24 protein-coding genes, 1 tRNA gene and 1 riboswitch are annotated in these 24,751 nt (G+C 58.2%); of the genes, 4 read left to right on the top strand and 21 right to left on the bottom strand.

Going from position 1 to position 24,751, the window contains the following annotated elements; genetic code table 11:
- The first annotated feature begins 118 nt into the window (after positions 1–118).
- Complete coding sequence (locus PQU95_RS06860; protein ID WP_017509610.1) at positions 119–604, top strand: Lrp/AsnC family transcriptional regulator; 486 nt, start codon at positions 119–121, stop codon at positions 602–604.
- 115 nt (positions 605–719) lie between these two features.
- Positions 720–2,543, top strand: a complete 1,824-nt coding sequence (locus PQU95_RS06855; protein ID WP_272751294.1) for a sensor domain-containing diguanylate cyclase — start codon at positions 720–722, stop codon at positions 2,541–2,543.
- A gap of 47 nt (positions 2,544–2,590) precedes the next feature.
- Here the strand turns inward: PQU95_RS06855 and metF are convergent, their stop codons facing one another.
- The 3 genes from metF to metK all read right to left on the bottom strand — a co-directional run bounded on the left by metF (position 2,591) and on the right by metK (position 6,501).
- Positions 2,591–3,427: a methylenetetrahydrofolate reductase [NAD(P)H] gene (gene metF / locus PQU95_RS06850; RefSeq protein ID WP_227302470.1), complete on the bottom strand. Its 837-nt coding sequence runs from the start codon at positions 3,425–3,427 to the stop codon at positions 2,591–2,593.
- Positions 3,428–3,566: 139 nt separating this feature from the next.
- Entirely contained in the window at positions 3,567–4,967 is a 1,401-nt protein-coding gene (gene ahcY / locus PQU95_RS06845) for an adenosylhomocysteinase (protein ID WP_272751293.1), read from the bottom strand.
- Between the two features lie 102 nt (positions 4,968–5,069).
- Positions 5,070–5,135, bottom strand: a riboswitch (S-adenosyl-L-homocysteine riboswitch).
- 196 nt (positions 5,136–5,331) lie between these two features.
- Positions 5,332–6,501 carry a methionine adenosyltransferase gene (metK, locus tag PQU95_RS06840; protein ID WP_272751292.1) on the bottom strand — a complete coding sequence of 390 codons (1,170 nt, stop codon included), beginning with the start codon at positions 6,499–6,501 and terminating at the stop codon, positions 5,332–5,334.
- 67 nt (positions 6,502–6,568) lie between these two features.
- Between metK and PQU95_RS06835 the strand changes: the two genes are divergently transcribed.
- Together PQU95_RS06835 and PQU95_RS06830 are read left to right on the top strand one after the other, a co-directional pair.
- Positions 6,569–7,450, top strand: a complete 882-nt coding sequence (locus tag PQU95_RS06835) for a lysophospholipid acyltransferase family protein (RefSeq protein WP_272751291.1) — start codon at positions 6,569–6,571, stop codon at positions 7,448–7,450.
- A gap of 10 nt (positions 7,451–7,460) precedes the next feature.
- The gene (locus PQU95_RS06830; protein ID WP_227302466.1) at positions 7,461–8,327 is read left to right on the top strand and encodes a lipid A biosynthesis lauroyl acyltransferase; all 867 of its coding nucleotides are present in this window, start codon (positions 7,461–7,463) and stop codon (positions 8,325–8,327) included.
- A gap of 293 nt (positions 8,328–8,620) precedes the next feature.
- Here PQU95_RS06830 and PQU95_RS06825 read toward each other — a convergent pair whose 3' ends face one another.
- The 18 genes from PQU95_RS06825 to tpiA all read right to left on the bottom strand — a co-directional run bounded on the left by PQU95_RS06825 (position 8,621) and on the right by tpiA (position 24,664).
- The gene (locus tag PQU95_RS06825) at positions 8,621–8,917 is read right to left on the bottom strand and encodes a DUF2818 family protein (protein WP_017509617.1); all 297 of its coding nucleotides are present in this window, start codon (positions 8,915–8,917) and stop codon (positions 8,621–8,623) included.
- A gap of 14 nt (positions 8,918–8,931) precedes the next feature.
- Positions 8,932–10,386, bottom strand: coding sequence for an NADH-quinone oxidoreductase subunit NuoN (gene nuoN / locus PQU95_RS06820; RefSeq protein WP_272751290.1), 1,455 nt, complete (start codon positions 10,384–10,386; stop codon positions 8,932–8,934).
- 19 nt (positions 10,387–10,405) lie between these two features.
- Complete coding sequence (locus PQU95_RS06815; protein WP_272751289.1) at positions 10,406–11,902, bottom strand: NADH-quinone oxidoreductase subunit M; 1,497 nt, start codon at positions 11,900–11,902, stop codon at positions 10,406–10,408.
- Between the two features lie 40 nt (positions 11,903–11,942).
- Positions 11,943–13,979 carry an NADH-quinone oxidoreductase subunit L gene (gene nuoL / locus PQU95_RS06810; RefSeq protein ID WP_272751288.1) on the bottom strand — a complete coding sequence of 679 codons (2,037 nt, stop codon included), beginning with the start codon at positions 13,977–13,979 and terminating at the stop codon, positions 11,943–11,945.
- A 36-nt stretch (positions 13,980–14,015) separates the two neighbouring features.
- Entirely contained in the window at positions 14,016–14,321 is a 306-nt protein-coding gene (gene nuoK / locus PQU95_RS06805; protein ID WP_147689011.1) for an NADH-quinone oxidoreductase subunit NuoK, read from the bottom strand.
- A gap of 22 nt (positions 14,322–14,343) precedes the next feature.
- The gene (locus PQU95_RS06800) at positions 14,344–14,991 is read right to left on the bottom strand and encodes an NADH-quinone oxidoreductase subunit J (protein ID WP_272751287.1); all 648 of its coding nucleotides are present in this window, start codon (positions 14,989–14,991) and stop codon (positions 14,344–14,346) included.
- A 9-nt stretch (positions 14,992–15,000) separates the two neighbouring features.
- On the bottom strand, positions 15,001–15,480 hold the full coding sequence (gene nuoI, locus PQU95_RS06795; protein ID WP_206208950.1) for an NADH-quinone oxidoreductase subunit NuoI: 480 nt from the start codon (positions 15,478–15,480) through the stop codon (positions 15,001–15,003).
- A 22-nt stretch (positions 15,481–15,502) separates the two neighbouring features.
- Complete coding sequence (nuoH, locus tag PQU95_RS06790) at positions 15,503–16,549, bottom strand: NADH-quinone oxidoreductase subunit NuoH (protein WP_272751286.1); 1,047 nt, start codon at positions 16,547–16,549, stop codon at positions 15,503–15,505.
- A 3-nt stretch (positions 16,550–16,552) separates the two neighbouring features.
- Positions 16,553–18,913, bottom strand: coding sequence for an NADH-quinone oxidoreductase subunit NuoG (gene nuoG, locus PQU95_RS06785; RefSeq protein WP_272751285.1), 2,361 nt, complete (start codon positions 18,911–18,913; stop codon positions 16,553–16,555).
- 3 nt (positions 18,914–18,916) lie between these two features.
- The gene (gene nuoF, locus PQU95_RS06780; RefSeq protein ID WP_147689014.1) at positions 18,917–20,212 is read right to left on the bottom strand and encodes an NADH-quinone oxidoreductase subunit NuoF; all 1,296 of its coding nucleotides are present in this window, start codon (positions 20,210–20,212) and stop codon (positions 18,917–18,919) included.
- Positions 20,212–20,712, bottom strand: coding sequence for an NADH-quinone oxidoreductase subunit NuoE (gene nuoE / locus PQU95_RS06775; protein WP_017509627.1), 501 nt, complete (start codon positions 20,710–20,712; stop codon positions 20,212–20,214). Before nuoE ends, nuoF begins: the two co-directional genes overlap by 1 nt.
- On the bottom strand, positions 20,712–21,965 hold the full coding sequence (locus PQU95_RS06770) for an NADH-quinone oxidoreductase subunit D (RefSeq protein WP_017509628.1): 1,254 nt from the start codon (positions 21,963–21,965) through the stop codon (positions 20,712–20,714). The genes nuoE and PQU95_RS06770 overlap by 1 nt, the downstream gene beginning before the upstream one ends.
- Positions 21,958–22,551: an NADH-quinone oxidoreductase subunit C gene (locus PQU95_RS06765; RefSeq protein WP_026108089.1), complete on the bottom strand. Its 594-nt coding sequence runs from the start codon at positions 22,549–22,551 to the stop codon at positions 21,958–21,960. The genes PQU95_RS06770 and PQU95_RS06765 overlap by 8 nt, the downstream gene beginning before the upstream one ends.
- A gap of 9 nt (positions 22,552–22,560) precedes the next feature.
- Positions 22,561–23,037 (bottom strand): NuoB/complex I 20 kDa subunit family protein, encoded by a 477-nt coding sequence (locus PQU95_RS06760; protein WP_017509630.1) that lies wholly within the window; start codon positions 23,035–23,037, stop codon positions 22,561–22,563.
- Positions 23,028–23,384: an NADH-quinone oxidoreductase subunit A gene (ndhC, locus tag PQU95_RS06755; RefSeq protein WP_017509631.1), complete on the bottom strand. Its 357-nt coding sequence runs from the start codon at positions 23,382–23,384 to the stop codon at positions 23,028–23,030. The genes PQU95_RS06760 and ndhC overlap by 10 nt, the downstream gene beginning before the upstream one ends.
- Positions 23,385–23,475: 91 nt before the next feature.
- Positions 23,476–23,561, bottom strand: a tRNA-Leu gene (locus PQU95_RS06750).
- A 13-nt stretch (positions 23,562–23,574) separates the two neighbouring features.
- A complete protein-coding gene (gene secG / locus PQU95_RS06745) occupies positions 23,575–23,916 on the bottom strand; it encodes a preprotein translocase subunit SecG (protein WP_272751284.1) in 342 nt (113 codons plus the stop codon).
- A 1-nt stretch (position 23,917) separates the two neighbouring features.
- Positions 23,918–24,664 (bottom strand): triose-phosphate isomerase, encoded by a 747-nt coding sequence (tpiA, locus tag PQU95_RS06740; RefSeq protein ID WP_272751283.1) that lies wholly within the window; start codon positions 24,662–24,664, stop codon positions 23,918–23,920.
- Between the last annotated feature and the right edge of the window lie 87 nt (positions 24,665–24,751).

Below are 24,751 nucleotides of genomic sequence, written 5' to 3'. Positions count from 1 at the left end.
GTCTGGCTCAGGCGCTTTATTCTAAGTAAACTTGCTGGCAATTTTCTTGCGATATAGTGCCGAGAAAATAAAAAACATAAAACAATATTCCAGAGCAAACCCAAAATCAGGAGATAACATGCTTACGGCCAACCTGGACAAGACCGACATCAAAATGTTGGCAGCCCTGCAAGCCAATGGACGTCTGACCAACGTCGAACTTGCCGAGAAAGTTGCCCTGTCCCCCTCCCCGTGCCTGCGCCGGCTAAAACAGCTGGAAGAATCAGGTGTCATCCGCCAGTACGTAGCGCTGCTGGACCCGGCCAAACTGGGCCTGGGCCTGCAAGCTTTCGTACGCGTGTCGCTGGAAAAGCGCGGTGGCAGCGCGCATCTGACCAGCTTCATGGAAGCGGTACAACGCTGGCCAGAGGTAGTGAACTGCTACGCGATGACCGGCGAGATGGACTACCTGCTGCAGGTATATTTCGAAGACCTGCAACATTTCTCGCGCTTTGTCATGGATGAGCTGCTACAGCAACCCGGCGTAGAGGACGTGAAATCCAGCTTTGTCCTGAAAGAGTTCAAACAGACCACCTCGCTGCCCATCTACCACCTGGGCCAGTAAGACCCGGCCTGTTCACCAAGGCAGCCTGCGGGCTGCCTTTTTCGCGCCCGCCGCAGCCTGTGCAAGCCGCGTGTCACTGCCTATATTGCAGCAATATCTCTATAGAATGCCCGCCTTGAAACTTGCCAAACCACTCGCCCGCCAGTGGCTCATACTCAGCGTGGCCGCCGGTTGCGCCTTCTGTCTGCTGGTGCTAGGCCTGCGCTTTTACCTGGGCAGCCAGTTACAGCAGCAGCTATTGCAGCGCGTACCGTTACAGGTACAGCAACAGTTCATGCCACTGCTGGCACAAAGCGTATGGGATGTCGACCCGGCGATGGAGCAAAGGCTGCTGCAAGGCATACACAGCCTGGATGGCGTAACGGAAGTCAGCTTGCTGAACAGCCGTGGCCAGGTACGGCTGAGCCTGACCAAGCCGCTACCTGCCAGCCACCGTATCGAGCTACCGGTGCAGTCCGCCGGCACCGGCGACCAGCCATTGGGCACCCTGCGCTTGAGTTTGTCGTTACGCAGCCTGGAGTACACCCTGTGGCAGGACATCGCCCAGACCCTGGCAGCGCTGGTACTGGCCATGCTGTTGCTGACATGGCTGACCCGGCGCTATCTGCACAGCCAGATACTGGCGCCGCTGGCAACGCTGGCAACCCGCTGGCAGCGCCCTGATCACGATGTCCCTCAGCTCGCACAAAACGAAATCGACCAGCTGGACCAGACACTGCAAGCCTACGACAAGGCCGGCAAGGTGCAGCTACAACATGCCAGGCAAACATGCCTCGAGCTCACCCAGCAGCGTGACCATTTGTCCAGTTTGCTGGCCATGCGAACCGCAGAGCTGGAGCAACTGTCGCGCTTTCACCAGATGGTGTCGGAAATGTCCAGCCGTCTGGTGCAGCTAGACCACGCCGATGTTGAAGGAGAAATTGCCATTGCCCTGTCGCGCATTGGCAACCTGCTGGATGTAGACCGCTGCTATCTGTTCAGGGTGACGCCATCGCTGCGCATCCGCCACACCCAGGAATGGTGCCGTACCGGCATACCCAGTACCGCACACCAGTACGAAAACTACCCTCTGCATGAGTCCGCCTGGTTTGTACCGCAGCTGATCAAACAACAGCTGGTGGCCTTGAGCCAGCTGGAAGACATGCCACCGGAAGGCCATAACGAGCGCATGCGCTTTGCCGCCCACGGCATCCAGAGCATGGCGGCGGCAACCCTGTCTTATCAGGGGCAAGTGCTGGGTTTTTTTGGCTGCGACTGCGTGCTGCAAAAACGTGACTGGCAAGACAAGGAGCTCACCCTGATTCGGGTTTTCAGCGAGATGCTCTGTCATACCTTGCTCCAGTGCCAGTATCGGCAAGCACACGATGCCACGCGCACAGCACTGGCCGTAGCGCATGAACGGCTGGACGCCATGGTGAATATCGACGGCCTTACCAGCCTGGCCAGCCGCAAGACTTTTCAGCAGCAATTGCTGCGGGCCTACAAGCATGCACGGGACAGCGGCCAGGCGCTGTCACTGCTACTGGTCAATATTGACCTGTTCTGCGACTACAACGCCTGCTTTGGCCACGTGGAGGGCGACCACTGCCTGATACGGCTGGCAGACCAGCTGAAGCAGCATTTCGCGCAGCAAAGCGCCGTGATTTCGCGACTGAACGGCGACGAGTTCGGCATTCTGCTGCCGGGCACCAGTGCCGATGCTGCCTATAGCCTGGCAGAAAGCCTGCGACAGGCTATCTGGCAACTTGGCATACCCCACATCAGCTCCAGCGTTTCCACCTGCATCACCGTCAGTGTGGGTATCGCCAGCCTGGATCCAACGCAACACGACAACGCGAATACCTTGCAAGAAGCGGCAGCACATTGCCTGCACCAGGCCAAGCAGCTGGGGCGCAACCGCGTCATCAGTGCCAGCCATGGCTACGGCGCAAGCACATAAAAAACCCCCGGCAGGCAGGCTGCAGGGGGTTTGGACACCGTTGGCGCTTACAGCCCCAAGCGCTGCCAGATAGTCGATACGGTACCGGCTTGGTTCAATGTATAGAAGTGCAGGCCTGGTGCGCCGTTTGCCAGCAGGCGGTCGCACAGCTCGGTCACCACGTCCAGGCCCAGCGCGCGGATGGACGCCGTATCATCCATATAGGCTTGCATGCGCAAACGCAGCCAGCGCGGCACTTCGGCACCGCACATGTCCGAGAAACGGCACAGCTGGCCAAAGTTGGCGATCGGCATGATGCCCGGCACGATAGGGATATCCACGCCGCGTGCCTGCGCCTCGTCCACAAAGCGGAAGTAGGCGTCGGCATTGAAGAAATATTGCGTCATGGCCGAGTTGGCGCCGGCTTTCACCTTGCGCACAAAGTTGTTGATATCGTCTTCCGCCGACTTGGCCTGCGGGTGGAATTCCGGATAGGCCGCCACTTCGATATGGAAGTGGTCGCCGTGTTCTTCACGGATAAAGCTCACCAGCTCGTTGGCGTAGCGGAATTCGCCCGCCTCCACCATGCCGGACGGCATATCGCCGCGCAGCGCCACGATGTGGCGGATACCGTGGTTGCGGTATTCGTTAAGGATGGCGCGGATATTGTCGCGGGTGGAGCCGATGCAGGACAGGTGCGGCGCAGCGGCGTAGCCCTCGTTACGGATCTCCAGCACGGTGGATAGCGTACCGTCACGCGTGGTGCCGCCGGCACCGAAGGTAACGGAGAAGAATTCGGGATTGAACTGTGCCAGCTGCTGGCGCGTGGTGCGCAGCTTGGCCACGCCTTCCGGGGTGCGCGGCGGGAAAAACTCGAAACTGAAGGTACGGTTACGTTCTGTCATGGCGAACTCTAGCAAATAGTCTGTGATGGTCCCTGGCACCCCGCGCCGGTCTGTTGCCGCTAACGGGTGCGGCCGACGTTGGCCGCAAAAACGGGCAGGTCATTTTACTGCCCTGCCCGTTTCATACCGACATCAAATATCAATAACGATAGTGTGCCGGCTTATATGGGCCTTCTTTGGGCACGCTGATGTAGGCCGCTTGCTGGTCGCTCAGCTCGGTCAGGCGGGCACCGATACGCTCCAGGTGCAAGCGGGCCACCATCTCGTCCAGGTGTTTCGGCAACACGTACACTTTGCTCTCGTACTTGCCCGGGTTGGCGAAGATCTCGATCTGGGCCAGCACCTGGTTGGTGAAGGAGTTGGACATCACGAAGCTCGGGTGGCCGGTAGCGCAACCCAGGTTCACCAGACGGCCTTCGGCCAGCAGAATGATGCGCTTGCCGTCCGGGAAGATGATGTGGTCAACCTGCGGCTTGATGTTGTCCCACTGGTACTGGCGCAGACTGGCGACTTCGATTTCGCTGTCAAAGTGGCCGATATTGCACACGATGGCGTTGTTGCGCATGCGGGCCATGTGGTCGTGGGTGATCACGCCCACGTTACCGGTAGTGGTAACAAAAATATCCGCCTGGTCGCAGACCTCGTCCATGCGTACCACGCGGTAGCCTTCCATTGCCGCCTGCAGCGCGCAGATCGGGTCGATTTCGGTGACCCATACGGTGGCGCCCAGGCCGCGCAGGCTCTGCGCACAACCCTTGCCCACGTCGCCGTAGCCCAGTACCACGGCCACTTTACCGGCAATCATCACGTCGGTAGCACGCTTGATACCGTCAACCAGCGATTCGCGGCAGCCGTACAGGTTGTCGAACTTGGACTTGGTAACGGAGTCGTTCACGTTGAAGGCCGGGAACGGCAGCGCGCCGTCTTTTTCCAGCTGGTACAGGCGATGCACGCCGGTAGTGGTTTCTTCGGTCACGCCCTGAATGTGCTGCAAGCGCTTGGAGTACCACTGCGGGTCGATGGCCAGGTAGCGCTTGATGGCGGCGTACAGCGCGACTTCTTCGTCGTTGGTGGGGTTGGCCACCACGCTGATGTCTTTCTCGGCCTTGCTGCCCAGCATCAGCAGCAAGGTGGCGTCGCCGCCATCGTCCAGAATCATGTTGGCAGGCTGGTTGTCCGGCCATTCGAAAATCTTGTGGCTGAATTCCCAGTATTCGTCCAGGCTCTCGCCCTTGAAGGCGAATACCGGGATGCTGGCCGCTGCAATGGCGGCAGCAGCGTGGTCTTGTGTAGAGAAGATATTGCACGAGGCCCAGCGTACGTCGGCCCCCAGCGCGGTGAGGGTTTCGATCAGCACGGCAGTCTGTACGGTCATGTGCAGGCTACCGGCAATGCGCGCGCCACGCAGCGGCTGCGCATCCTTGAACTGCTCGCGAATTGCCATCAGGCCCGGCATTTCGGTTTCGGCAATGTTCAGCTCTTTGCGGCCCCAAGCGGCCAGGTTGATATCGGCAACAACGTAGTCGTTGAAGTCAGCCATCGTGCAAATCCTTTATCACGAAGGCCGGGAGGGATGGCTCACCCGCGCATCCCGTGCCCGGCACGGGTTATTCCGGCTACCCGGTAGGGTGGCCGATGAACAAGCAGGTGAGCGCCGTTTTGAACTGTTCCGGGCCTGGGGCATAGCCTCGCAGCGCTCCCCGGAATCCTGACATTATGGCAGAAGATGGCTAAAAGGTTGGCCGCAATTCGCCTAAAAAACACAGGTCGCAACAAACAGCCCCACGCGCATGCGTGTTCTGCCGCCTGGCCGCGCCATACAAAACCCCCAGACGTAAAAACGCCCCGCCTGGTAACAGGCAGGGCGCGGATGGCAAGCCGCAGCGTGCGGCCAACCTTGGGCCTTATAGACCGGCAGCGGCGCGCAGCGCTTCTACCTTGTCGGTACGCTCCCAGGTGAATTCCGGCTCTTCGCGGCCGAAGTGGCCGTAAGCGGCGGTCTTGGCGTAGATAGGGCGCAGCAGGTCCAGCATCTGCACGATGCCTTTCGGGCGCAGGTCGAAGTGCTGTTTTACCAGCTCGACGATTTGCTCGTTCGGGATCACGTTGGTACCGAAGGTGTCCACCGCAATGGAAGTCGGCTGCGCCACGCCAATGGCGTAGGAAACCTGCACCTGGCACTGGCGCGCCAGACCGGCGGCCACGATGTTCTTGGCCACGTAGCGGCAAGCGTAGGCGGCAGAACGGTCTACCTTGGACGGGTCCTTGCCGGAGAACGCGCCACCGCCGTGCGGTGCGGCACCACCGTAGGTATCCACAATGATCTTGCGGCCGGTCAGACCGCAATCGCCTTGCGGGCCGCCGATAACAAAGCGGCCGGTCGGGTTGATCAGGTACTTGGTTTCGTCAGTCAGCATTTCCGGTGGCAGTACCGGCTTGATGATCTGCTCGATCACGGCTTCGCGCAGGGTATCGTAGTCCACGTCCGGGTGGTGCTGGGTGGACAGCACCACGGTGTCGATACGCTTGGGCAGGCCGCTAGCGCTATCGTATACGCAGGTGATCTGGCTCTTGGCATCCGGGCGCAGCCACGGCAGGCGGCCATCCTTGCGCAGCTCGGCCTGGCGCTGTACCAGACGGTGGGCGTAGTAGATCGGGAACGGCATCAGGGTCGGCGTTTCGTCGCACGCGTAGCCGAACATCAGGCCCTGGTCGCCAGCGCCTTGTTCCAGGTCCAGACCCTGGCCTTCGTTCACGCCCTGGGCAATGTCCGGCGACTGCTTGTCGTAGCACACCATCACGGCGCAGCCGTTGTAGTCGAAGCCCATTTCGGAGCTGTCGTAGCCGATGCGCTTGATGGTTTCGCGCGCGATCTTGATGTAGTCCACGTTGGCCGTGGTGGTGATTTCGCCGGCCAGTACGGCCAGGCCGGTATTCACCAGCGTCTCGGCCGCTACGCGGGCGTATTTGTCCTGGGTCAGGATGGCGTCCAGAATCGCATCGGAAATCTGGTCCGCTACTTTGTCCGGGTGACCTTCCGAGACCGATTCAGAGGTAAAGAGATATTCGCTCATTGTCTTCGTTCCAGATAATGGCCAGTGAGTTAAGGTAAAATAGCGCGTTTCGTTAGCGTACAAGCCCATGACCCGACTCGCACGTTTGATACTGCAGGCACTCGCGTCCCTGCCCCTGCCTGTGTTGCATGCCTTGGGCAGCCTGCTCGGGCGAATGCTTTATTATGCGTCACCCCGTGTCCGCTCGCGCATACGCGAGAATATCGACACGAGTAAAATCGCTGGAAGTTATCAGCTTTATCAAGCCCTCGTCAAACAGTCTGCCGCAGAAAGCGGTAAAGGCATGCTGGAGTTAGCGATAGCGTGGTGTCGTGAGCCGGCTTACATGATATCGCTGGTGAAACAATGTCACGGCTGGGAGCACGTCGAGGCAGCGTTGGCCGCAGGTAAGGGGCTGATCTTTGTCACGCCGCATTTGGGTAGCTACGACATTGCCGGCCGCTATCTTAGCTCGCGCCTGCCCTTCCCGCTTACCGCCATGTACAAGCCCTCGAAGCTGGCGTGGCTGGAGCCCATCATGATCGAAGGCCGTGCGCGTGGTAGCGCCAAAACGGCCCCAGCTACCGGGGCCGGTGTGCGCCTGCTGATGAAAGCCCTGAAATCCGGTGAGGCCACCATCATCCTGCCCGACCAGGTGCCAGGCAGTGGCGAGGGGGTATGGGCGCCATTTTTCGGCCAAGCCGCGTTTACCATGAGCCTGTTGCCGCGCCTGGCGCAGATGCAGGACGTTGCCGTGCTGTGGTTTACCGGCGAGCGCCTGGCAAACGGCCAAGGCTTTGCCGTACACATACAACCACAAAACGTCCCGTTTACCGGCGACAAGCAGCAGGATGGCGCCATCCTGAATGCCGAGGTGGAAAGCCTGATCCGCCGCTGGCCTGCCCAGTACCTGTGGAGCTACAACCGCTACAAGCGCCCTGCTGGCGCCCCCGCCCCTGATTCCGAATGAAAGCTGTCTGATGAAACTTGCTCTGGCCCTGTTGTGGCTGATTCACCTGCTCCCCCTGCGTCTTATTCATGCCCTGGCCTGGCTACTGGGCCAGTTGGCTTACGCACTGGCCAAAGAACGCCGTCGCGTGGGCCTGATCAACCTGCGCCTGTGCTTCCCTGATATGAGCCCGGCACAGCGGCGGACACTGATCCGCGCCCACTTTGTCGAAATGATGAAGCTGGTACTGGAATACGGCGTGGTGTGGTGGTCATCGCCTGACAGATTACGCAATCTGGTAGAGATACGCGGCCTGGAGCACCTTAGCCGACTGCGCGACGCCGGCGAAGATGTCATCTTGTTCTACCCGCATTTTGTCGCTTTCGAAATGTGCGCCTACCGCCTGAACCTGGAAGTACCGCTAGTCAGCGTGTACGCCCACCAGAAAAACAAGACGCTGGATGAACAGTTCTACAAAGGCCGCAACCGCTTCAACAACGCCTATATCGTGTCGCGTCAGGAAAGCTTGCGCAGCATCATCAAAGCCATGCGTAAGGATCACACGCCATTCCTGTATCTACCCGACCAGGACTTTGGCGCACGCGACTCGGTATTCGTGAAGTTCTTTGAAACAGACGCCGCCACCATTACCGGCTTGTCGCGCATAGCCGGCCTGGCCCGCGCCAAGGTGGTACCCGCCATTGCCCGGCGCGAAGGTAGCCGTTTTGTGCTGGACATCTACCCGGCGTGGGAAAACTACCCGTCGGATGATGTGGTCGCCGATACCCGCCGCATGAATGCCTTCCTGGAAGAGCGTATCCGCGAAACGCCGGCACAGTATTTCTGGCTGCATAAGCGCTTCAAGAGCCGCCCGCAAGGCGAGGCGCGCTTCTACTGACACAGCCGCCCCACATGGGAAAAGCCGCTGCCCAAGCAGCGGCTTGTAATCTAGATATCGACACCAGTTTCCGTCCTTAACCAACTGGCAGCCATGCAGCCTAGCTAACCAGTACAGGTCATGCATGCAAGCATCAGGCCGTGCATTGCCCTGACTGCAAGGTTGGCCGCAGCACAGTAAAACACCTGCAGCGGCGGTGAGGGTGCCCAAGACATACTTATGCCAGATCAACCGGCACAACCGTACAGAAATGAAAAAGCCCGGCCTAAGCCGGGCTTTTTCATGCGGCCAACTTAGTGGCTGCGTGCCTGCCAGAAATACCGGGCGACAAAGCCCGGAAAGGCAAAAACCATGAACAGTGAAAACGTTGTCACATAGAACTGCCAGTTCTGCACGTGCACAGGGCTGATACGGCCCTCCAGCACGCGCGCCAGCAGACCCAGCAACAGGTACAGCGCTACCAGCTCCAGCAAGTGCCAGCCAAAATGCTTGTTGGCCAGTTTCTTGATACCTGCCAGGCGCTGGGTAGCGAAAGGCAGGTTGGCCGCAACAAAAGCCAGTACGAGCAGGGTGATAACGCTGGTTTCCATCAACTATTCCTTGGTTACAGGCTGTGAAGCGACAATTGCATCGCTTCGACACACATAGCCACCAAACGTTCCGGCACCACACCCAATACCAGCAGGGCAATACCGTTTACCGACAGTACCAGCTTCATGTCTGCCGGCATGGTGATCGGGCTGTTGTCTTGTACTTCATCGAAGTACATGACTTTTACGGCACGCAGGTAGTAGAAGGCGCCAATCAGCGACATGATCACGGCAACCACAGCCAGCCACACCAGGTTGATGTTCACGATAGCCTGGATCACGGCAAACTTGGCATAGAAGCCAGCCAGCGGCGGAATGCCCGCCATGGAGAACAGTGCCAGCAGCATCAGCAGGGCATACCAGCTGTTGCGGCCGTTCAAGCCTTTCAGGTCATCCAGGGTTTCGCACTCGAAACCGGCGCGCGACAGACCCAGCAGGATACCGAAGCCTACCAGTGTGGTCAGCACGTATACCACGGCGTAGAACAGTGCCGAGGCGTAGCCTTCCGGTGTACCGGCGATCAGGCCCAGCAGCAGGAAGCCCATGTGCGAGATGGTGGAGTAAGCCAGCATACGCTTGATGTTGGTCTGGGCAATGGCGGTAATGTTACCAATCGCCATTGACAGCACCGCGATGATGATCAGCATGCCCTGCCAGTCGGCCACCATGGCACCCAGACCTTGTACCAGGATACGGATGACAAACACGAAGGCGGCCAGCTTGGGTGCGGCACCAATCATCAGCGTCAGCGCAGTCGGCGAACCCTGGTAAACGTCCGGCACCCACATATGGAACGGTACGGCACCCAGTTTGAACGCCAGACCCGCCACGATGAACACCAGGCCAAAGACCATCAGGGTGGTGTTGGCACTGCCACCGGCAACGGCTTTCGCTACGGTAGCCAGATCCAGTGTGCCGGTCGCGCCGTACACCATGGACATGCCGTACAGCAGCAGGCCGGAAGCCAGCGCGCTCAGTACAAAGTACTTCATCGCGGCTTCGGTAGCTTTTACCGAGTCACGTTGCAGGGCAATCAGCGAACACAGCGACAGCGACAGCAACTCCAGGCCCATGTACAGGCTGATGAAGTTACCGGCAGACACCATCAGGTTCATGCCCACCAGCGCAAACAGTGCCAGGGTGTAGTACTCGCCCTTGAACAGGCCACGGTCTTTTACATACTGACGGGTATACACCAGTACAGTAGCGGTAACGCCATACATGGCGACCTTGACGATGTCCGCCATCGGGTCATCGACAAACAGGCCGCTGAGCGTAATGGTGCTGAAGGTTTCAAAAGTGGACACCTGCAGGAACGCGGCTACCGCCAGTGTCACCAGGGACAGGCCGTAGGTAATGCCGCGCTTGGCATCCGAGATAAAGAGGTCAAGCATCAGGATGACCAGCAAAGCTCCGAGCAGAAACATCTCGGGCAATGCCGGCATCAGGTTGAGATCAGCCCAATTCATTAGCGTTGTCCTTGTAAGCTTAGAGCTTGCTTTGCGCAACGTGCGCAATCAGATCGTTCACGGAGAGGTGCATCTTCTCCACAAACAGCTGCGGGTACAGACCCATGCCCAGTACCGCCAGCGCCAGGATGGCCAGCACCAGGAACTCGCGCTTGTTCACGTCTTGCATGTGTTCTACGTGGTCGTTGCCGACTTCACCGAAGATCACGCGCTTGTACATCCACAGGGTGTACGCCGCACCGAAAATCAGGGTGGTTGCAGCCAGGGCAGCTACCCAGAAGTTCACCTGCACCGCGCCCATGATCACCATGAACTCACCCACGAAGCCGGAGGTAGCCGGCAGACCGGAGTTGGACATGGCAAACAGCATCATGAAAGCAGCAAAGATCGGCATCTTGTTGGCCACACCACCGTAGTCGGCGATGTTGCGGCTATGCACGCGGTCGTACATCACACCGATGCAGAAGAACATGCCGGCAGAGATGAAGCCGTGCGACACCATCTGCACCAGCGCGCCTTCCAGCGCCCAGACGTTCATCTGGCTACCGGTAAACAGGAACATGCCCAGGGTGACAAAACCCATGTGCGAAATGGATGAGTACGCCACCAGCTTTTTCATGTCGGTTTGTACCAGCGCCACCAGGCCGATATACACCACGGCAACCAGCGACAGGCCCACCATGATCGGGGCAACTTGCAGCGCAGCGTCCGGCACGATAGGCAGGGCAAACCGCAGGAAGCCATAGGCACCGATCTTCAGGGTGATGGCAGCCAGTACCATGGAACCACCGGTAGGGGCTTCCACGTGGGCATCAGGCAGCCAGGTGTGTACTGGCCACATCGGCACCTTCACCGCAAACGACAGGAAGAACGCTATAAACAGCAGCAACTGCACGTCACGCGGGATCTTTGCCAACGCCTGGAAGGCTTCGATCTCGAAAGTCTTGCCAGCCTGGAAATACAGGTAGATGAACGCTACCAGCATCAGCAGGGAACCCAGCAGGGTGTACAGGAAGAACTTCACCGATGCGTATACGCGACGCGGACCACCCCAGATACCGATGATCAGGTACATAGGGATCAGCATGCCTTCAAAGAACACGTAGAACAGAATCGCATCCAGTGCCGCAAAAGCACCGTTGATCAGGCCCGACATGATCAGGAAGGCAGCCATGTAATGGCCGGCACGTTTCTGGATAACTTCCCAGCCAGCCAGTACCACCATCAGGGTGGTAAAGCTGTTCAGCACGATAAACAGCATGGAGATGCCGTCTACGCCCAGGTGGTAGCGAATCCCCAGGGATTCGATCCACGGCAGGTTTTCAACAAACTGCATGCCGCCATGCAGGTTGTTGAACTGGGTAAACAGCGGTAGCGATACCAGGAACCCCGCCAGGGCGCCGGCCAGTGCCAGCCAGCGTGCCAGCGTGGCACGCTGGTCACCGCCGGTGGCCAGCACCAGAAGGCCCGCCACAATCGGAGTCCAGATCACCAGACTCAAAGGATTAGAAAACATATAGATAGCCTATTTGTTAAATCGATTCCGGTAACCAACCCTAGCGCAGGATCAGCGGCTTGAACCAGTAAGTCATCAGTACCAGCACGCCCACGATCATGATGGCGGCGTAGCTGTAGATGAAACCGGTTTGCAGCTTGCGAACCACGCTGGAGAAGTAGCCCACCAGACGCGCTGTGCCGTTTACCAGCAAGCCGTCAATCAGCAACATGTCGCCGACTTTCCAGAAGAAAGTACCCAGCGCACGGGAGCCTTTGGCGAACACGGCGAAATAGATTTCGTCCAGGTAGTATTTGTTTTCCAGCAGGGCATGCACACCGGAGCACTTCTGCTTGATGGCGGCCGGGATATGCGGCGCCTTCATGTAGAAGAACCAGGCCAGTGCCACACCGGCTGCGGCCAACCAGAACGGCAGGCTGACAAAGGCATGCGTACCCATGGCCACGGCATCGTGTGCGTGGTGCATGGCCGCTTCCAGACCCGGGTGTTTTTCCAGGTTGGTGAAAATCACGCCTTTGAAGAACTCGCCACCGACCAGCGGGTGCAGGGCAAAGAAACCGATCAGCACGGACGGAATCGCCAGCATCACCAGCGGCAGGGTCACTACCCATGGCGATTCGTGCGGCTTGTCGTTCGGGCCCAGACCATGATGGTGGTCGTCGCCGTGATCATCATCGTGGTGATGGTGATCGTGCTTCACCTCCATCCAGCGCTCCTTGCCGTGGAAGACCAGGAAGTACATGCGGAAGGAGTAGAACGCGGTAACGAATACACCGGCGATCACGGCAAAGTAGGCAAAGCCCGATGCCGACAGATTGCTGGCCTGTACCGCCAGGATGATGGAATCCTTGGAATAGAAGCCGGAGAAGAACGGCGTACCGATCAGCGCCAGCGAGCCCAGCAGCGAAGTCAGCCAGGTAATCGGCATGTACTTGCGCAGGCCACCCATATTGCGCATGTCCTGGTCATGGTGCATGCCCATGATCACGGAACCGGCGCCCAGGAACAGCAGGGCTTTGAAGAAGGCGTGGGTCATCACGTGGAACATGGCTACCGAGTAGGCAGACGCGCCCAGTGCAACCGTCATGTAACCCAGCTGCGACAGGGTGGAGTAAGCCACCACACGCTTGATGTCGTTCTGCACAATGCCCAGGAAGCCCATAAACAGCGCGGTAATCGAGCCGGCTACCATCACCACGTTCAGGGCGGTATCGGACATCTCGAACAGCGGGCTCATGCGCGATACCATGAAGATACCGGCTGTCACCATGGTGGCAGCGTGGATCAGCGCGGAGATCGGGGTCGGGCCTTCCATGGAATCCGGCAGCCACACGTGCAGCGGGAACTGGGCAGACTTACCCATGGCACCCACAAACAGCAGGATGCAGGTAACCGTCAGCAGTGACCACTCCACACCAGGGATGATCTGGATGGTTTTGCTGGCCAGCGCAGGCGCGGCAGCAAACACGTCGGTGTAGTTCAGCGAGCCGCCGAAATACGCCAGAACCAGACCGATACCCAGCAGGAAGCCGAAGTCACCCACACGGTTTACCAGGAACGCTTTCAGGTTGGCAAAGGTCGCCGTAGGGCGCTTGAACCAGAAACCGATCAGCAGGTAGGACACCAGGCCCACCGCTTCCCAGCCGAAGAACAGCTGGATGAAGTTGTTGGACATCACCAGCATCAGCATGGAGAAGGTAAACAGCGAGATATAGCTGAAGAAACGCTGATAACCCGGGTCTTCGTGCATGTAGCCGATTGTGTAGATGTGCACCATCAGCGAAACGCTGGTGACAACTACCAGCATCATCGCGGTGAGGGAGTCCACCAGGAAGCCGACAGAGAATTCAAAACCATTCACCGTCAACCAGGTATAGACAGGGCCATTGAATACCTGGGCGCTTCCATCAAGGAAGCCCTTCAGTACACCAATCGAGAGAACCGCCGATACTGCCACGCCGAGAATCGTCACGACGTGAGCAGCACGGCGACCAATCGCCCATCCAAACAGGCCTGCAATGACCGACCCCACCAGAGGTGAGAGCGCAATCAGCAGGTATAAGCTCTTCATATCCATGTTTGTCGTGCTTTTTAGAATTGAAATCCGGTTTCTTTAGCCTTTGAGGCTGCCCAAGTCTTCTACGTTGATGGTGTCCAGATTACGGAACAGTACCACCAGGATAGCCAGACCGATTGCCGACTCAGCGGCAGCAACGGTCAGGATGAAGAAGACGAAAATCTGCCCTGCCGAATCCGACAGGAAGTGCGAGAAAGCGATGAAGTTGTAGTTCACCGCGAGCAGCATCAGCTCGATGGCCATCAACAGCACGATGAGGTTTTTCCGGTTAAGGAAAATGCCCAGTACGCTGATGGCGAACAGGATGCCGGCCAGCACCAGGAAGTGTGTGAGTGTAAGCACGTGTCCTCCCAATCTACGGCCGTCAGGCCTGTTGCTCGTTAGAATCGGATACGTCGTCGTCCTGGCGCTTGGTAGCCGCCATTTTCACGACACGTACGCGGTCTTTGCTCTGCACGCGTACTTGTACCCCCGGATCAACATACTTGCTGTCTTTACGCTGACGGATGGTGATACCGATTGCAGCCACCATGGCTACCAGCAGAATCACAGCCGCGGCTTCAAAGGCCAGCAGGTAGGTAGTGTAAAGCTGACGACCCAGCACCTTCACGTTGCTGATCTCGCCTGCCACCGCAGCGGCAGCAGCCGGTTTCACATCGGAAAGATGCGCTTCCGGGCTGGACAGGATCAGCACGATCTCGGCCATCATGATCAGCGCCACGGTGGCAGCCTGCGGGAAATGACGCCAGAAGCCTTCGCGCAGCTTCTCCACGTTGATGTCCAGCATCATCACCACAAACAGGAACAGCACCATGACCGCACCGACGTAGACCAATACCAGGGCAATCGCCAGGAACTCGGCCTGCAGCAGCAGCCAATGGCCGGACGCAGTAAAGAAAGCCAGCACCAGGTACAGTGCAGCATGTACCGGGTTTTTAGCCGTCACCACGCGGAAACCCGCGAAGATCAGGATCGCCGACAGAATATAAAAAACGACAGCCTGAAAGCTCATGAGTCCCCCTTAGCGATACTTGGCATCGGCAGCCTTGTTGGCCGCGATTTCAGCTTCGTACTTGTCACCTACCGCCAGCAGCATCGGTTTGGTGTAGTACAGATCGCCACGCTTCTCGCCGTGATATTCGAAGATATGCGTCTCGACGATGGCATCTACCGGGCAGGCTTCTTCGCAGAAACCGCAGAAAATGCACTTGGTCAGGTCGATATCGTAGCGGCTGGTACGGCGGGTGCCGTCGTCGCGCTGCTCGGACTCGATGGTGATGGCCATGGCCGGGCACACTGCTTCGCACAGTTTACAGGCGATGCAGCGCTCTTCACCGTTGGCATAACGACGCTGCGCATGCAGGCCGCGGAAGCGCGGTGAAATCGGCGTTTTCTCTTCCGGGAACTGAATGGTGATCTTGCGGGCAAAGAAGTGACGACCGGTCACCATCAAGCCCTGCACCAGTTCAACCAGCAGGAAGGTTTTGAAAAAATTGCGGATCATTTCCATGCTTTAAGCTCCATCACTTCCAGAGCGACAGCGGACTCAGCATCCACAGGCCCAGAACCAGAATCGACACCAGCGTTACCGGAATAAACACTTTCCAGCCCAGACGCATGATCTGGTCATAACGATAACGCGGGAACGTTGCACGGAACCACAAGAAGCAGAACAGTACCGCGGACATCTTCACCAGCAGCCAGACAATACCGGAGGCACCCAGCGCGCCCCAGCTTGCCGGGAACGGCGACAGCCAGCCACCCAGGAACATGATGGAAGTCAGTGCCGCCACCAGGATCATGTTGGCGTATTCGGCCAGGAAGAAGATGGCAAATGCCATGCCGGAGTATTCCACGTGGAAACCGGCTACGATTTCGGACTCACCCTCGGCCACGTCAAACGGAGCACGGTTGGTTTCTGCCACACCGGATACCAGGTACACGATAAACAGCGGGAACAGCGGCAACCAGTTCCAGGAGAAGATGGAACCACCGGCAATACCCTGGCCTTGCTGGTTCACGATATCTACCAGGTTCAGGCTGCTGGACACCATCAGTACACCTACCAGCGCAAAGCCCATGGCCAGCTCGTAGGACACGATCTGGGCCGAGGAGCGCAGCGCACCCAGGAAGGAGTACTTGGAGTTACCCGCCCAGCCGGCAACGATCACGCCGTACACGCCCATGGACGTAATGGCCATGATGTACAACAGCGAAGCGTTGATATTGGCCAGCACCATGGTGTCGTTGAACGGGATCACCGCCCAGGCAGCCAGCGCCGGCATGATGGACAGCACAGGCGCCAGCAGGAAAAGACCCTTGCTCGACTTGGTCGGCAGGATGATTTCCTTCATCAGCAGTTTCACACCGTCAGCCAGTGGCTGCAGCAGCCCTTTCGGGCCGACGCGGTTGGGGCCGATACGGATCTGCATGTAGCCGATCACCTTGCGCTCTGCGAGCGTCAGGTAGGCCACACCAATCATCAGCGGGGCAACAATGGCCAGGATTTTCAGCAGTGTCCACACTGCCATTCCGGCCTCGCTACCCAGCAAACTTTGCAGAAGTTCCATGGATTAACCTCGCTTGATCTGAATCGGTTCGAACATGCCAGCCAGCGCCTGGGTAGCAGGATGAGCCGCAGCAACGCGTACCACCCCTTCAGCCAGCGCCTTGTCGGCACGTACTTGCAGGCTTACCGAGGCACTACCCTGCTCTACCACGACGGCGTCACCATCGTTCAGGCCCAGACGGGCAGCATCGGCAGGGCTGACGCGCACTACCGGGGTAGCGGCGGCTTCGGTTTGCTGCAGAGACGGTGCACGGCGGCAGATCGGATCGGCGTGGTACAGCGGTACCTCGCCCACACGTACCAGGCCGGCAGCAGCCGGTGCGGCCACGTTGGCCGCAGTGCTAGCCAGTGCATTATTCAGTTTGGCGGCGATATCACCCTTGGCCAGCAGCTCGGCGCGTACGTCTTCGGCGGAGTTCTGCTCGAAGCCGTCCAGGCTCAGCATATTGCCCAGCACGCGCAGTACCTTCCACGCCGGGCGCGCTTCGCCTTGCGGGCGCACCACACCGTTAAAGCTCTGCAGCTTGCCTTCCATGTTCACGAAAGAACCAGCGGTTTCCGAGAACGGCGCTACCGGCAGCAGCACATCGGCGTAGTCCAGCAGGCCGGCACCTTTGTAAGCAGTCAGCGCAATCACGGTGGCAGCCTGTTTCATGGCGGCAACGGCTTGCTGGCCGTTATAGGTGTCGGCTTCCGCTTCGGCGTTCAACAGGAAGTAAGCCTTGCGCGGGGCAGCCAGCATGGCTGCAGCGGACAGGCCGGCAGTCACGGCAGCACCCATCGGGCCACGCGCCGGGTTGGCGCCCGCTACGTCGGCACCTACGCTGTTGGCGGCTTCGGCAGTAATGCCGAAACGTGCCCCAGTGATGCGGGACAGCTCTTGTGCCAGCGACAGCAGCTCGGAGAAAGCCGGGTGGTGCTGTGCAACGTTGCCCAGGATGATGGCGGCGTTATCGGTAGCGCACAGGCTGGCAGCAATGGCTTGCGCCTGCTCGCCAACGTTGGCCGCAGACAGATCCAGCGTGCTTTCCACACCCTTGATCGATACGGCAGCTTTCAACACTTGGGCCAGGCCATTCACCAGCGCAGCCGGGGAAACGATCAGCTTGGCATTCAGTGTGGTAAACAGCTCGTCATCGGCAACGTGAATCACGTTCAGCTGGGTACCCTTTTTCACCGACTGGCGAATACGGGAAGCCAGCAGCGGCTGTTCCTGGCGCTGCGAGGAGCCCACTACCAGCAGCGACTTGGCAGCAGCCAACTCGGTGATGGAGGAACCCAGCCACAGTGCACCTTGCTGGGCGGCAGACACACGGCTGTCGCTGCGGCGCAGGGCGGCGTCGATGTTGTTGACACCAAAGCTGCGGGCCAGTTTCTGGGCCAGATACAGTTCTTCGGTGGTGCTGTGCGGGCTGGTCAGGAAGCCGATAGCATCTTTGCCATGGTCGGCAGATACGCCGTTCAGGCCTTTTACTACGTATTCCAGCGCAGTCTGCCAGTCGGTTTCGTGCCACTTGCCGTCGAACTTGATCATCGGCTTGTGCAGGCGCTCGGCGCTGTTCAGGCCTTCGTAGGAGAAGCGGTCACGGTCGGCCAGCCAGCATTCGTTGATGGCTTCGTTTTCCAGGGGCAGAACGCGCATGACTTCGTTCTGTTTTACTTGCACGATCAGGTTGGCACCCAGGCCGTCGTGCGGGCTCACCGACTTGCGACGCGACAGCTCCCAGGCACGGGTGCTGTAACGGAACGGTTTGGAAGTGAGCGCGCCCACCGGGCACAGGTCGATCACGTTACCGGAGATTTCCGAATTCACGGTTTTGCCCAGGTACGGCATGATTTCCGAGAATTCGCTACGGTTAGCCATACCGATTTCCTGGAAGCCACCGATTTCGTCGGTGAAGCGTACGCAGCGGGTGCAATGAATGCAGCGGCTCATTTCCTCGGCGGAAACCAGCGGGCCCATGTCTTTGCCTACCACAACACGCTTTTCTTCCTGGTAACGGGAGCCGGAATTACCGTAGCCCACGGCCAGATCTTGCAGCTGGCACTCACCGCCCTGGTCGCAGATAGGGCAATCCAGCGGGTGGTTGATTAGCAGGAATTCCATTACGCCTTGCTGCGCCTTTTTGGCCAGCGGGGACGCAGTGTGCACTTTCATGCCATCTGTTACCGGCGTGGCGCAGGCAGGCAGCGGCTTCGGTGCTTTCTCGACTTCTACCAGGCACATGCGGCAGTTGGCCGCAATGGACAGCTTCTTGTGGTAGCAGAAGTGAGGGATGTAGGTACCGGCAGTATGGGCGGCATCAATAATGGTGCTGCCCTGGTTGACTGTCAGTTTTTTACCGTCGATTTCGATTTCAAGCATCGCTCAACACCATTTGTGATCCACCAAAGACTTCTTGTGCTCGATGAGGTACTCGAACTCATTGCGGAAGTGTTTGGTGAAGCTACGAACCGGGAACACAGCGGCATCGGCCAGGGCGCAGATGGTGCGGCCTGCCATGTTGTTGCCTACCGAGTCCAGCAACTCAAGATCGCCTGGGCGGCCTTCGCCGTTGGCAATGCGATGGATGACCTTGTACAGCCAGCCGGTGCCTTCGCGGCACGGCGTGCACTGGCCGCAAGATTCTTCATGGTAGAAATAAGCCAGACGCTCCAGCGCTTTTACCATGCAGACATCTTCGTTCATCACGATCACGGCACCCGAACCCAGCATGGAGCCGGCTTTGGAGATGCTGTCGTAATCCATGGTCAGGCCCATCATCACGTCGCCAGGCAGTACCGGGGCAGACGAACCACCCGGGATCACCGCTTTCAGCTTCTTGCCGTCTTTCATGCCGCCCGCCATTTCCAGCAAGGTGGCAAACGGGGTGCCCAGCGGAATCTCGTAGTTACCCGGACGGTTGACGTGGCCGGAGATCGAGAACAGCTTGGTCCCACCGTTATTCGGCTTGCCGGCTTCCAGGAATTTCTGGCCGCCGTCGCGAATGATGAACGGCACCGACGCAAACGATTCGGTGTTGTTGATGGTGGTTGGCTTGCCGTACAGGCCGAAACTGGCCGGGAATGGCGGCTTGAAGCGCGGCTGGCCTTTTTTGCCTTCCAGCGATTCCAGCAGCGCGGTTTCCTCGCCACAGATATAGGCGCCGTAACCGTGGTGGGCGAACAGGTCGAAGCTGAAATCGGTACCCAGGATTTTTTCACCCAGGAAGCCGGCCTTGCGTGCTTCGTCCAGCGCCTCTTCGAACAGCTCGTAAGCTTCGAAGATTTCACCGTGAATGTAGTTGTAACCGGCTTTGCAACCCATGGCGTAGCCGGCGATGATCATGCCTTCGATCAGCGCGTGCGGGTTGTACAGCAGGATGTCGCGGTCCTTGAAGGTGCCCGGTTCGCCCTCATCTGTATTGCAGACGACGTATTTGTCACCCGGGAAGGAACGCGGCATGAAGCTCCACTTCAGGCCGGTAGGAAAACCAGCGCCGCCGCGACCGCGAAGACCGGAGCTTTTCACCTCGGCAATCACGTCTTCCTGCGGCATATTGGCTTCCAGGATCTTTTTAAGCGCCTGGTAGCCGCCACGAGCCATATAGGCATCGATGCGCCAGCAATCAGGGGCGTGAGTATCCACCCCCTCGAAAATCACACCATTGACGAAGACTGCCATTATTCCAACTCCGCCAGTTTTTTATCGATGGCTTCAGGGGTCATGAAGCTGCACATCTTGTGGTTGTTCAGCAGCAGCACTGGCGCATCACCACAAGCACCCATGCACTCCCCTTCCAGCAAGGTGTACTTGCCGTCGGCACTGGTTTCGCCCAGGGCGATACCCAGCTTGCCGGAGATGTACTGGGCAGCATTCACGCCGCCTTGCAGCGCGCATGGCAGGTTGGTACAGACCGTGATCTTGTACTTGCCTACCGGCTTCATGTCGTACATGTTGTAGAACGTGGCCACTTCGTAGGCTGCTACCGGCGGAATGCCGATGTAGTTGGCCACGAACTCGATCACGTCGGCGTTCAGGCAACGCTCTTCTGGCGTTGCCCCCGTTTCACGACGTTCGGTCAGCGCAATGCGCAGCGCCGACATGGCCGCGGAACGGAATTGATCGGCTGGGTACTTGGCCAGTTCGCGATCAATCTTGGCTAGCGATTCTGCGGATAACATCAGCGGTCAATCTCCCCAAACACGATATCCTGAGTACCAATGATGGCCACAACGTCGGCAATCATATGGCCACGCGACATTTCATCCAGGCTGGCCAGGTGGGCATAGCCAGGGGCACGAATCTTCAGGCGATATGGCTTGTTCGCGCCATCGGACACCAGATAGATACCGAACTCGCCTTTTGGATGCTCTACCGCAGCGTAAGCTTCGCCTTCCGGTACGTGCATGCCTTCGGTGAACAGCTTGAAGTGATGGATCAGTTCTTCCATATTCGACTTCATGCCCTCACGGCTAGGCGGTGCCACCTTGTGGTTATCGGTAATCACCGGACCCGGGTTGGCTTTCAGCCATTGCACGCACTGCGCGATGATGCGGTTGGACTGGCGCATTTCTTCCACGCGCACCAGATAGCGGTCGTAGCAGTCGCCTGTTACGCCAACCGGCACGTCGAAGTCCATACGGTCGTATACATCGTACGGCTGGGTCTTGCGCAGATCCCAAGCGATACCGGAGCCACGCAGCATCGGGCCGGTCATGCCCAGGTTCTTGGCGCGTTCCGGCGTAACGATACCGATGTTTACGGTACGCTGTTTCCAGATACGGTTATCTGTCAGCAGGGTTTCGTAATCATCGATACAGGCAGGGAAGCGCTGGGTGAAATCTTCGATGAAATCGAGCATGGTGCCGGCACGGGTGGCGTTCAGGCGCGCGATTTCTTTGGCATTGCGGATTTTGGATGCCTTGTACTGCGGCATGCTGTCCGGCAGGTCGCGATACACACCACCCGGGCGGAAGTACGCTGCGTGCAGACGGGCACCGGATACCGCTTCGTAGCAGTCCATCAGGTCCTCACGCTCGCGGAAAGCGTACAGGAACATGGTCATGGCACCGATATCGATGGAGTGTGCGCCGATCCACAGCAGGTGGTTCAGTACACGGGTGATTTCGGCAAACATGACACGAATGTACTGCGCACGCTCCGGCACTTCGATACCCATCAGTTTTTCGATGGCCAGGCAGTAAGCGTGTTCGTTACACATCATGGACACGTAGTCCAGACGGTCCATGTACGGCAGGGACTGGATGAAGGTCTTGCTTTCCGCCAGCTTCTCGGTGCCGCGATGCAGCAGGCCGATATGCGGGTCGGCACGCTGCACCACTTCACCATCCAGCTCCAGAACCAGGCGCAAAACACCGTGCGCGGCCGGGTGCTGTGGACCAAAGTTCAGCGTGTAGTTACGGATTTCAGCCACCGTAGTTCTCCTCGCGGACGATACGCGGCGTAATTTCGCGCGGCTCGATGGTTACAGGCTGGTAGATGACTCGCTGCTGGGCTGCGTCATAGCGCATTTCCACATGACCGGACACCGGGAAATCCTTGCGGAACGGGTGGCCGACAAAACCGTAGTCGGTCAGCAGGCGGCGCAAGTCCGGGTGGCCTTCGAACACAATACCGAACAGGTCGAATGCTTCGCGCTCGAACCAGTTGGCCGCAGACCAGATGTCATTCACGCTAGGTACAACAGGGAAGCTGTCGTCCTCGGCAAAAATGCGCACGCGGATGCGGGTGTTATGCGTCAGGGAAAGCAGGTGGTAGACAACGGCAAAGCGCGGGCCATCCTGTGGCTCGTCTTTATAGGTGCTGTAGTCCATACCGCAGATGTCGATGCACTGCTCAAACGACAGCGCAGCGTTATCACGCAGCGAAGTCATCACAGAGAGCGTATCAGCGGATTTACAGACAATCGTCAGCTCGTCCAGCGCGATTTTGGCGCTAACCAGCTTGTCGCCGAGCACCTGTTCAACCGCCGACTTGAGCTCTTCCATTTTCAATGACATGGTTTTACCTCAGCGGGCGATGGTGTTGGTACGCTTGATCTTGTTCTGCAGCTGAATGATGCCGTACAGCAGGGCTTCTGCAGTAGGAGGACAGCCTGGAACATAGACATCTACCGGCACGATGCGATCGCAACCGCGCACGACAGAATAAGAATAGTGGTAGTAGCCACCACCGTTGGCACAGGAACCCATGGAGATTACCCAGCGCGGCTCGGCCATCTGGTCGTAAACCTTGCGCAGGGCGGGTGCCATCTTGTTGCACAGGGTACCAGCCACAATCATCAGGTCAGACTGGCGCGGGCTTGGGCGAAATACGATACCGAAGCGATCCAGGTCGTAGCGGGCTGCACCTGCGTGCATCATCTCTACGGCACAACAGGCCAGACCGAACGTCATCGGCCACAGCGAGCCGGTACGCGTCCAGTTGATCAGCTTGTCAGCAGTGGTAGTGACAAAACCCTTTTCGAGAATGCCTTCTACTCCCATTCCAGCGCTCCTTTTTTCCACATGTAAATAAAGCCAAGTGTCAGAACGGTCAGGAATTCCAGCATGACGCCAAAGCCGTACACGCCCAATTCCTTAAATACGACCGCCCAAGGAACCAGAAATGCGACCTCGAGATCGAAAAGGATAAAAAGAATGGCTATCAGGTAGTACCTGACATCAAACTTCATTCGTGCGTCTTCGAAGGCTTCAAAACCGCACTCGTAAGGAGACAGTTTCTCAGGATCAGGTCTGTTAGGAGCGAGCAACCAGCCCAGAACCAGCGGACCTACCCCGACCAAGAGGCCGACGACGACAAACAACAGAATGGGAAAGTAATTTTGCAGCATTTCCCGCACACCCCTAAAAGAAAGGAGGACAGACCCCCTTGACTCCAAACAAAACAGGCCACCGGAATCCCGGCGGCCTGTTTTTTGAATGTGGTGCCGACAGTGAGACTCGAACTCACACAGCCTACGGCCACTACCCCCTCAAGATAGCGTGTCTACCAATTTCACCATGTCGGCACAATTTTAACTTTTATTCCGGAATCACGCCGGAGGCATTACCCTTAGCAGCACCGCCCGGGATTTGCGATGTCGCTTTTTCGACTGCCGTGTCCATTACGCCAAGCTTGCTATCGTTTGCGACATGCAAGTAACTAATCAACATCAACATCGAAAAGAACACAGCAGCCGACACGGCGGTTGCCCTGCTCAGGAAATTAGCGGAACCACTTGCACCAAACAGGCTTCCAGAAGAGCCACTACCAAAAGCGGCACCCATATCAGCCCCCTTGCCATGCTGCATCAAGACAAGGACAATAATTGCCAGCGCAGAAACCAGCAGCGCGACAAGTGCAAACGTATTCAAGAGTTCCATACTATATCAACTTTTTAGCAGCCTGGCAAATCTTGCCAAATCCGTTAACCTCGAGGGACGCACCACCAACCAAGGCGCCACCGACACTTGCCAGCGACAGGATTGCGTCGGCATTGTCTGCCTTTACGCTTCCGCCGTAGAGGACGCGAATACTATCAGACGCACCATAGCATTGCAACACGACAGCCCGGATCTGCTTATGCACTTCGTCTATTTGTTCGATAGTAGCGACCTTGCCAGTACCAATTGCCCAGACCGGCTCGTACGCTACGACATAGTGCTGTCCATTTATAGCAGCCAATGCTTCGAGCTGCTGGCCAATGACCGCTTCAACCTGGCCAGCCTCACGCTGCGCTAGCGTTTCGCCCACGCACAATACTGGCACCATGCCTGCCGCCACGACTGCCTGCAGCTTGGCAGACAGTGCCGCATTATCTTCGGCAAAGTACTGGCGCCGCTCGGAATGCCCTACCAATACGTAGCGGCAACCGATATCGGCCAGCATGGCGGCACTGGTTTCGCCGGTAAAAGCGCCATCAGCGGCAAAACGGCTGGCATCTTGCGCCGCTACAGCGATCTGGCTGCCCTGCAGCATAGTAGCCAGTTGTGAAAGATAGATGTCAGGCGCTGCAATACCCACACCGGCACGATTGATGTCGGCATCTGCCAGCATGCCGGCTACCAGAGCCTGGTTCGCCGCAGTACGCCCGTTCATCTTCCAGTTGCCAATTACCAGCTTGCTATCCATTGCGCCCTGCCTTTAGGTGAACCGTTAAGAATGGGCGGATTATACCCGTGCCAACCCCACCGGCTGCAATGTGACGAACTGTAATAT

Origin of the sequence: Vogesella aquatica (genome assembly GCF_028548455.1) — a bacterium.
Lineage (GTDB): Bacteria > Pseudomonadota > Gammaproteobacteria > Burkholderiales > Chromobacteriaceae > Vogesella > Vogesella aquatica.
This window is presented reverse-complemented; position numbering and strand designations above follow the sequence as displayed.

Bases quoted from the DNA above. Each gene is read 5' to 3' on its own strand.
- metF (WP_227302470.1), bottom strand. From the start codon at position 3,427: ATGACAGAACGTAACCGTACCTTCAGTTTCGAGTTTTTCCCGCCGCGC.
- PQU95_RS06830 (WP_227302466.1), top strand. From the start codon at position 7,461: ATGAAACTTGCTCTGGCCCTGTTGTGGCTGATTCACCTGCTCCCCCTG.
- PQU95_RS06825 (WP_017509617.1), bottom strand. From the start codon at position 8,917: ATGGAAACCAGCGTTATCACCCTGCTCGTACTGGCTTTTGTTGCGGCC.
- PQU95_RS06760 (WP_017509630.1), bottom strand. From the start codon at position 23,037: ATGGGAGTAGAAGGCATTCTCGAAAAGGGTTTTGTCACTACCACTGCT.
- nuoN (WP_272751290.1), bottom strand. From the start codon at position 10,386: ATGAATTGGGCTGATCTCAACCTGATGCCGGCATTGCCCGAGATGTTT.
- PQU95_RS06765 (WP_026108089.1), bottom strand. From the start codon at position 22,551: ATGTCATTGAAAATGGAAGAGCTCAAGTCGGCGGTTGAACAGGTGCTC.
- tpiA (WP_272751283.1), bottom strand. From the start codon at position 24,664: ATGGATAGCAAGCTGGTAATTGGCAACTGGAAGATGAACGGGCGTACT.
- PQU95_RS06800 (WP_272751287.1), bottom strand. From the start codon at position 14,991: ATGAGCTTTCAGGCTGTCGTTTTTTATATTCTGTCGGCGATCCTGATC.
- nuoG (WP_272751285.1), bottom strand. From the start codon at position 18,913: ATGCTTGAAATCGAAATCGACGGTAAAAAACTGACAGTCAACCAGGGC.
- PQU95_RS06835 (WP_272751291.1), top strand. From the start codon at position 6,569: ATGACCCGACTCGCACGTTTGATACTGCAGGCACTCGCGTCCCTGCCC.
- metK (WP_272751292.1), bottom strand. From the start codon at position 6,501: ATGAGCGAATATCTCTTTACCTCTGAATCGGTCTCGGAAGGTCACCCG.
- ahcY (WP_272751293.1), bottom strand. From the start codon at position 4,967: ATGGCTGACTTCAACGACTACGTTGTTGCCGATATCAACCTGGCCGCT.
- nuoL (WP_272751288.1), bottom strand. From the start codon at position 13,979: ATGGATATGAAGAGCTTATACCTGCTGATTGCGCTCTCACCTCTGGTG.
- PQU95_RS06860 (WP_017509610.1), top strand. From the start codon at position 119: ATGCTTACGGCCAACCTGGACAAGACCGACATCAAAATGTTGGCAGCC.
- secG (WP_272751284.1), bottom strand. From the start codon at position 23,916: ATGGAACTCTTGAATACGTTTGCACTTGTCGCGCTGCTGGTTTCTGCG.
- ndhC (WP_017509631.1), bottom strand. From the start codon at position 23,384: ATGCTGCAAAATTACTTTCCCATTCTGTTGTTTGTCGTCGTCGGCCTC.
- nuoE (WP_017509627.1), bottom strand. From the start codon at position 20,712: ATGTTATCCGCAGAATCGCTAGCCAAGATTGATCGCGAACTGGCCAAG.
- PQU95_RS06815 (WP_272751289.1), bottom strand. From the start codon at position 11,902: ATGTTTTCTAATCCTTTGAGTCTGGTGATCTGGACTCCGATTGTGGCG.
- nuoH (WP_272751286.1), bottom strand. From the start codon at position 16,549: ATGGAACTTCTGCAAAGTTTGCTGGGTAGCGAGGCCGGAATGGCAGTG.
- nuoF (WP_147689014.1), bottom strand. From the start codon at position 20,212: ATGGCAGTCTTCGTCAATGGTGTGATTTTCGAGGGGGTGGATACTCAC.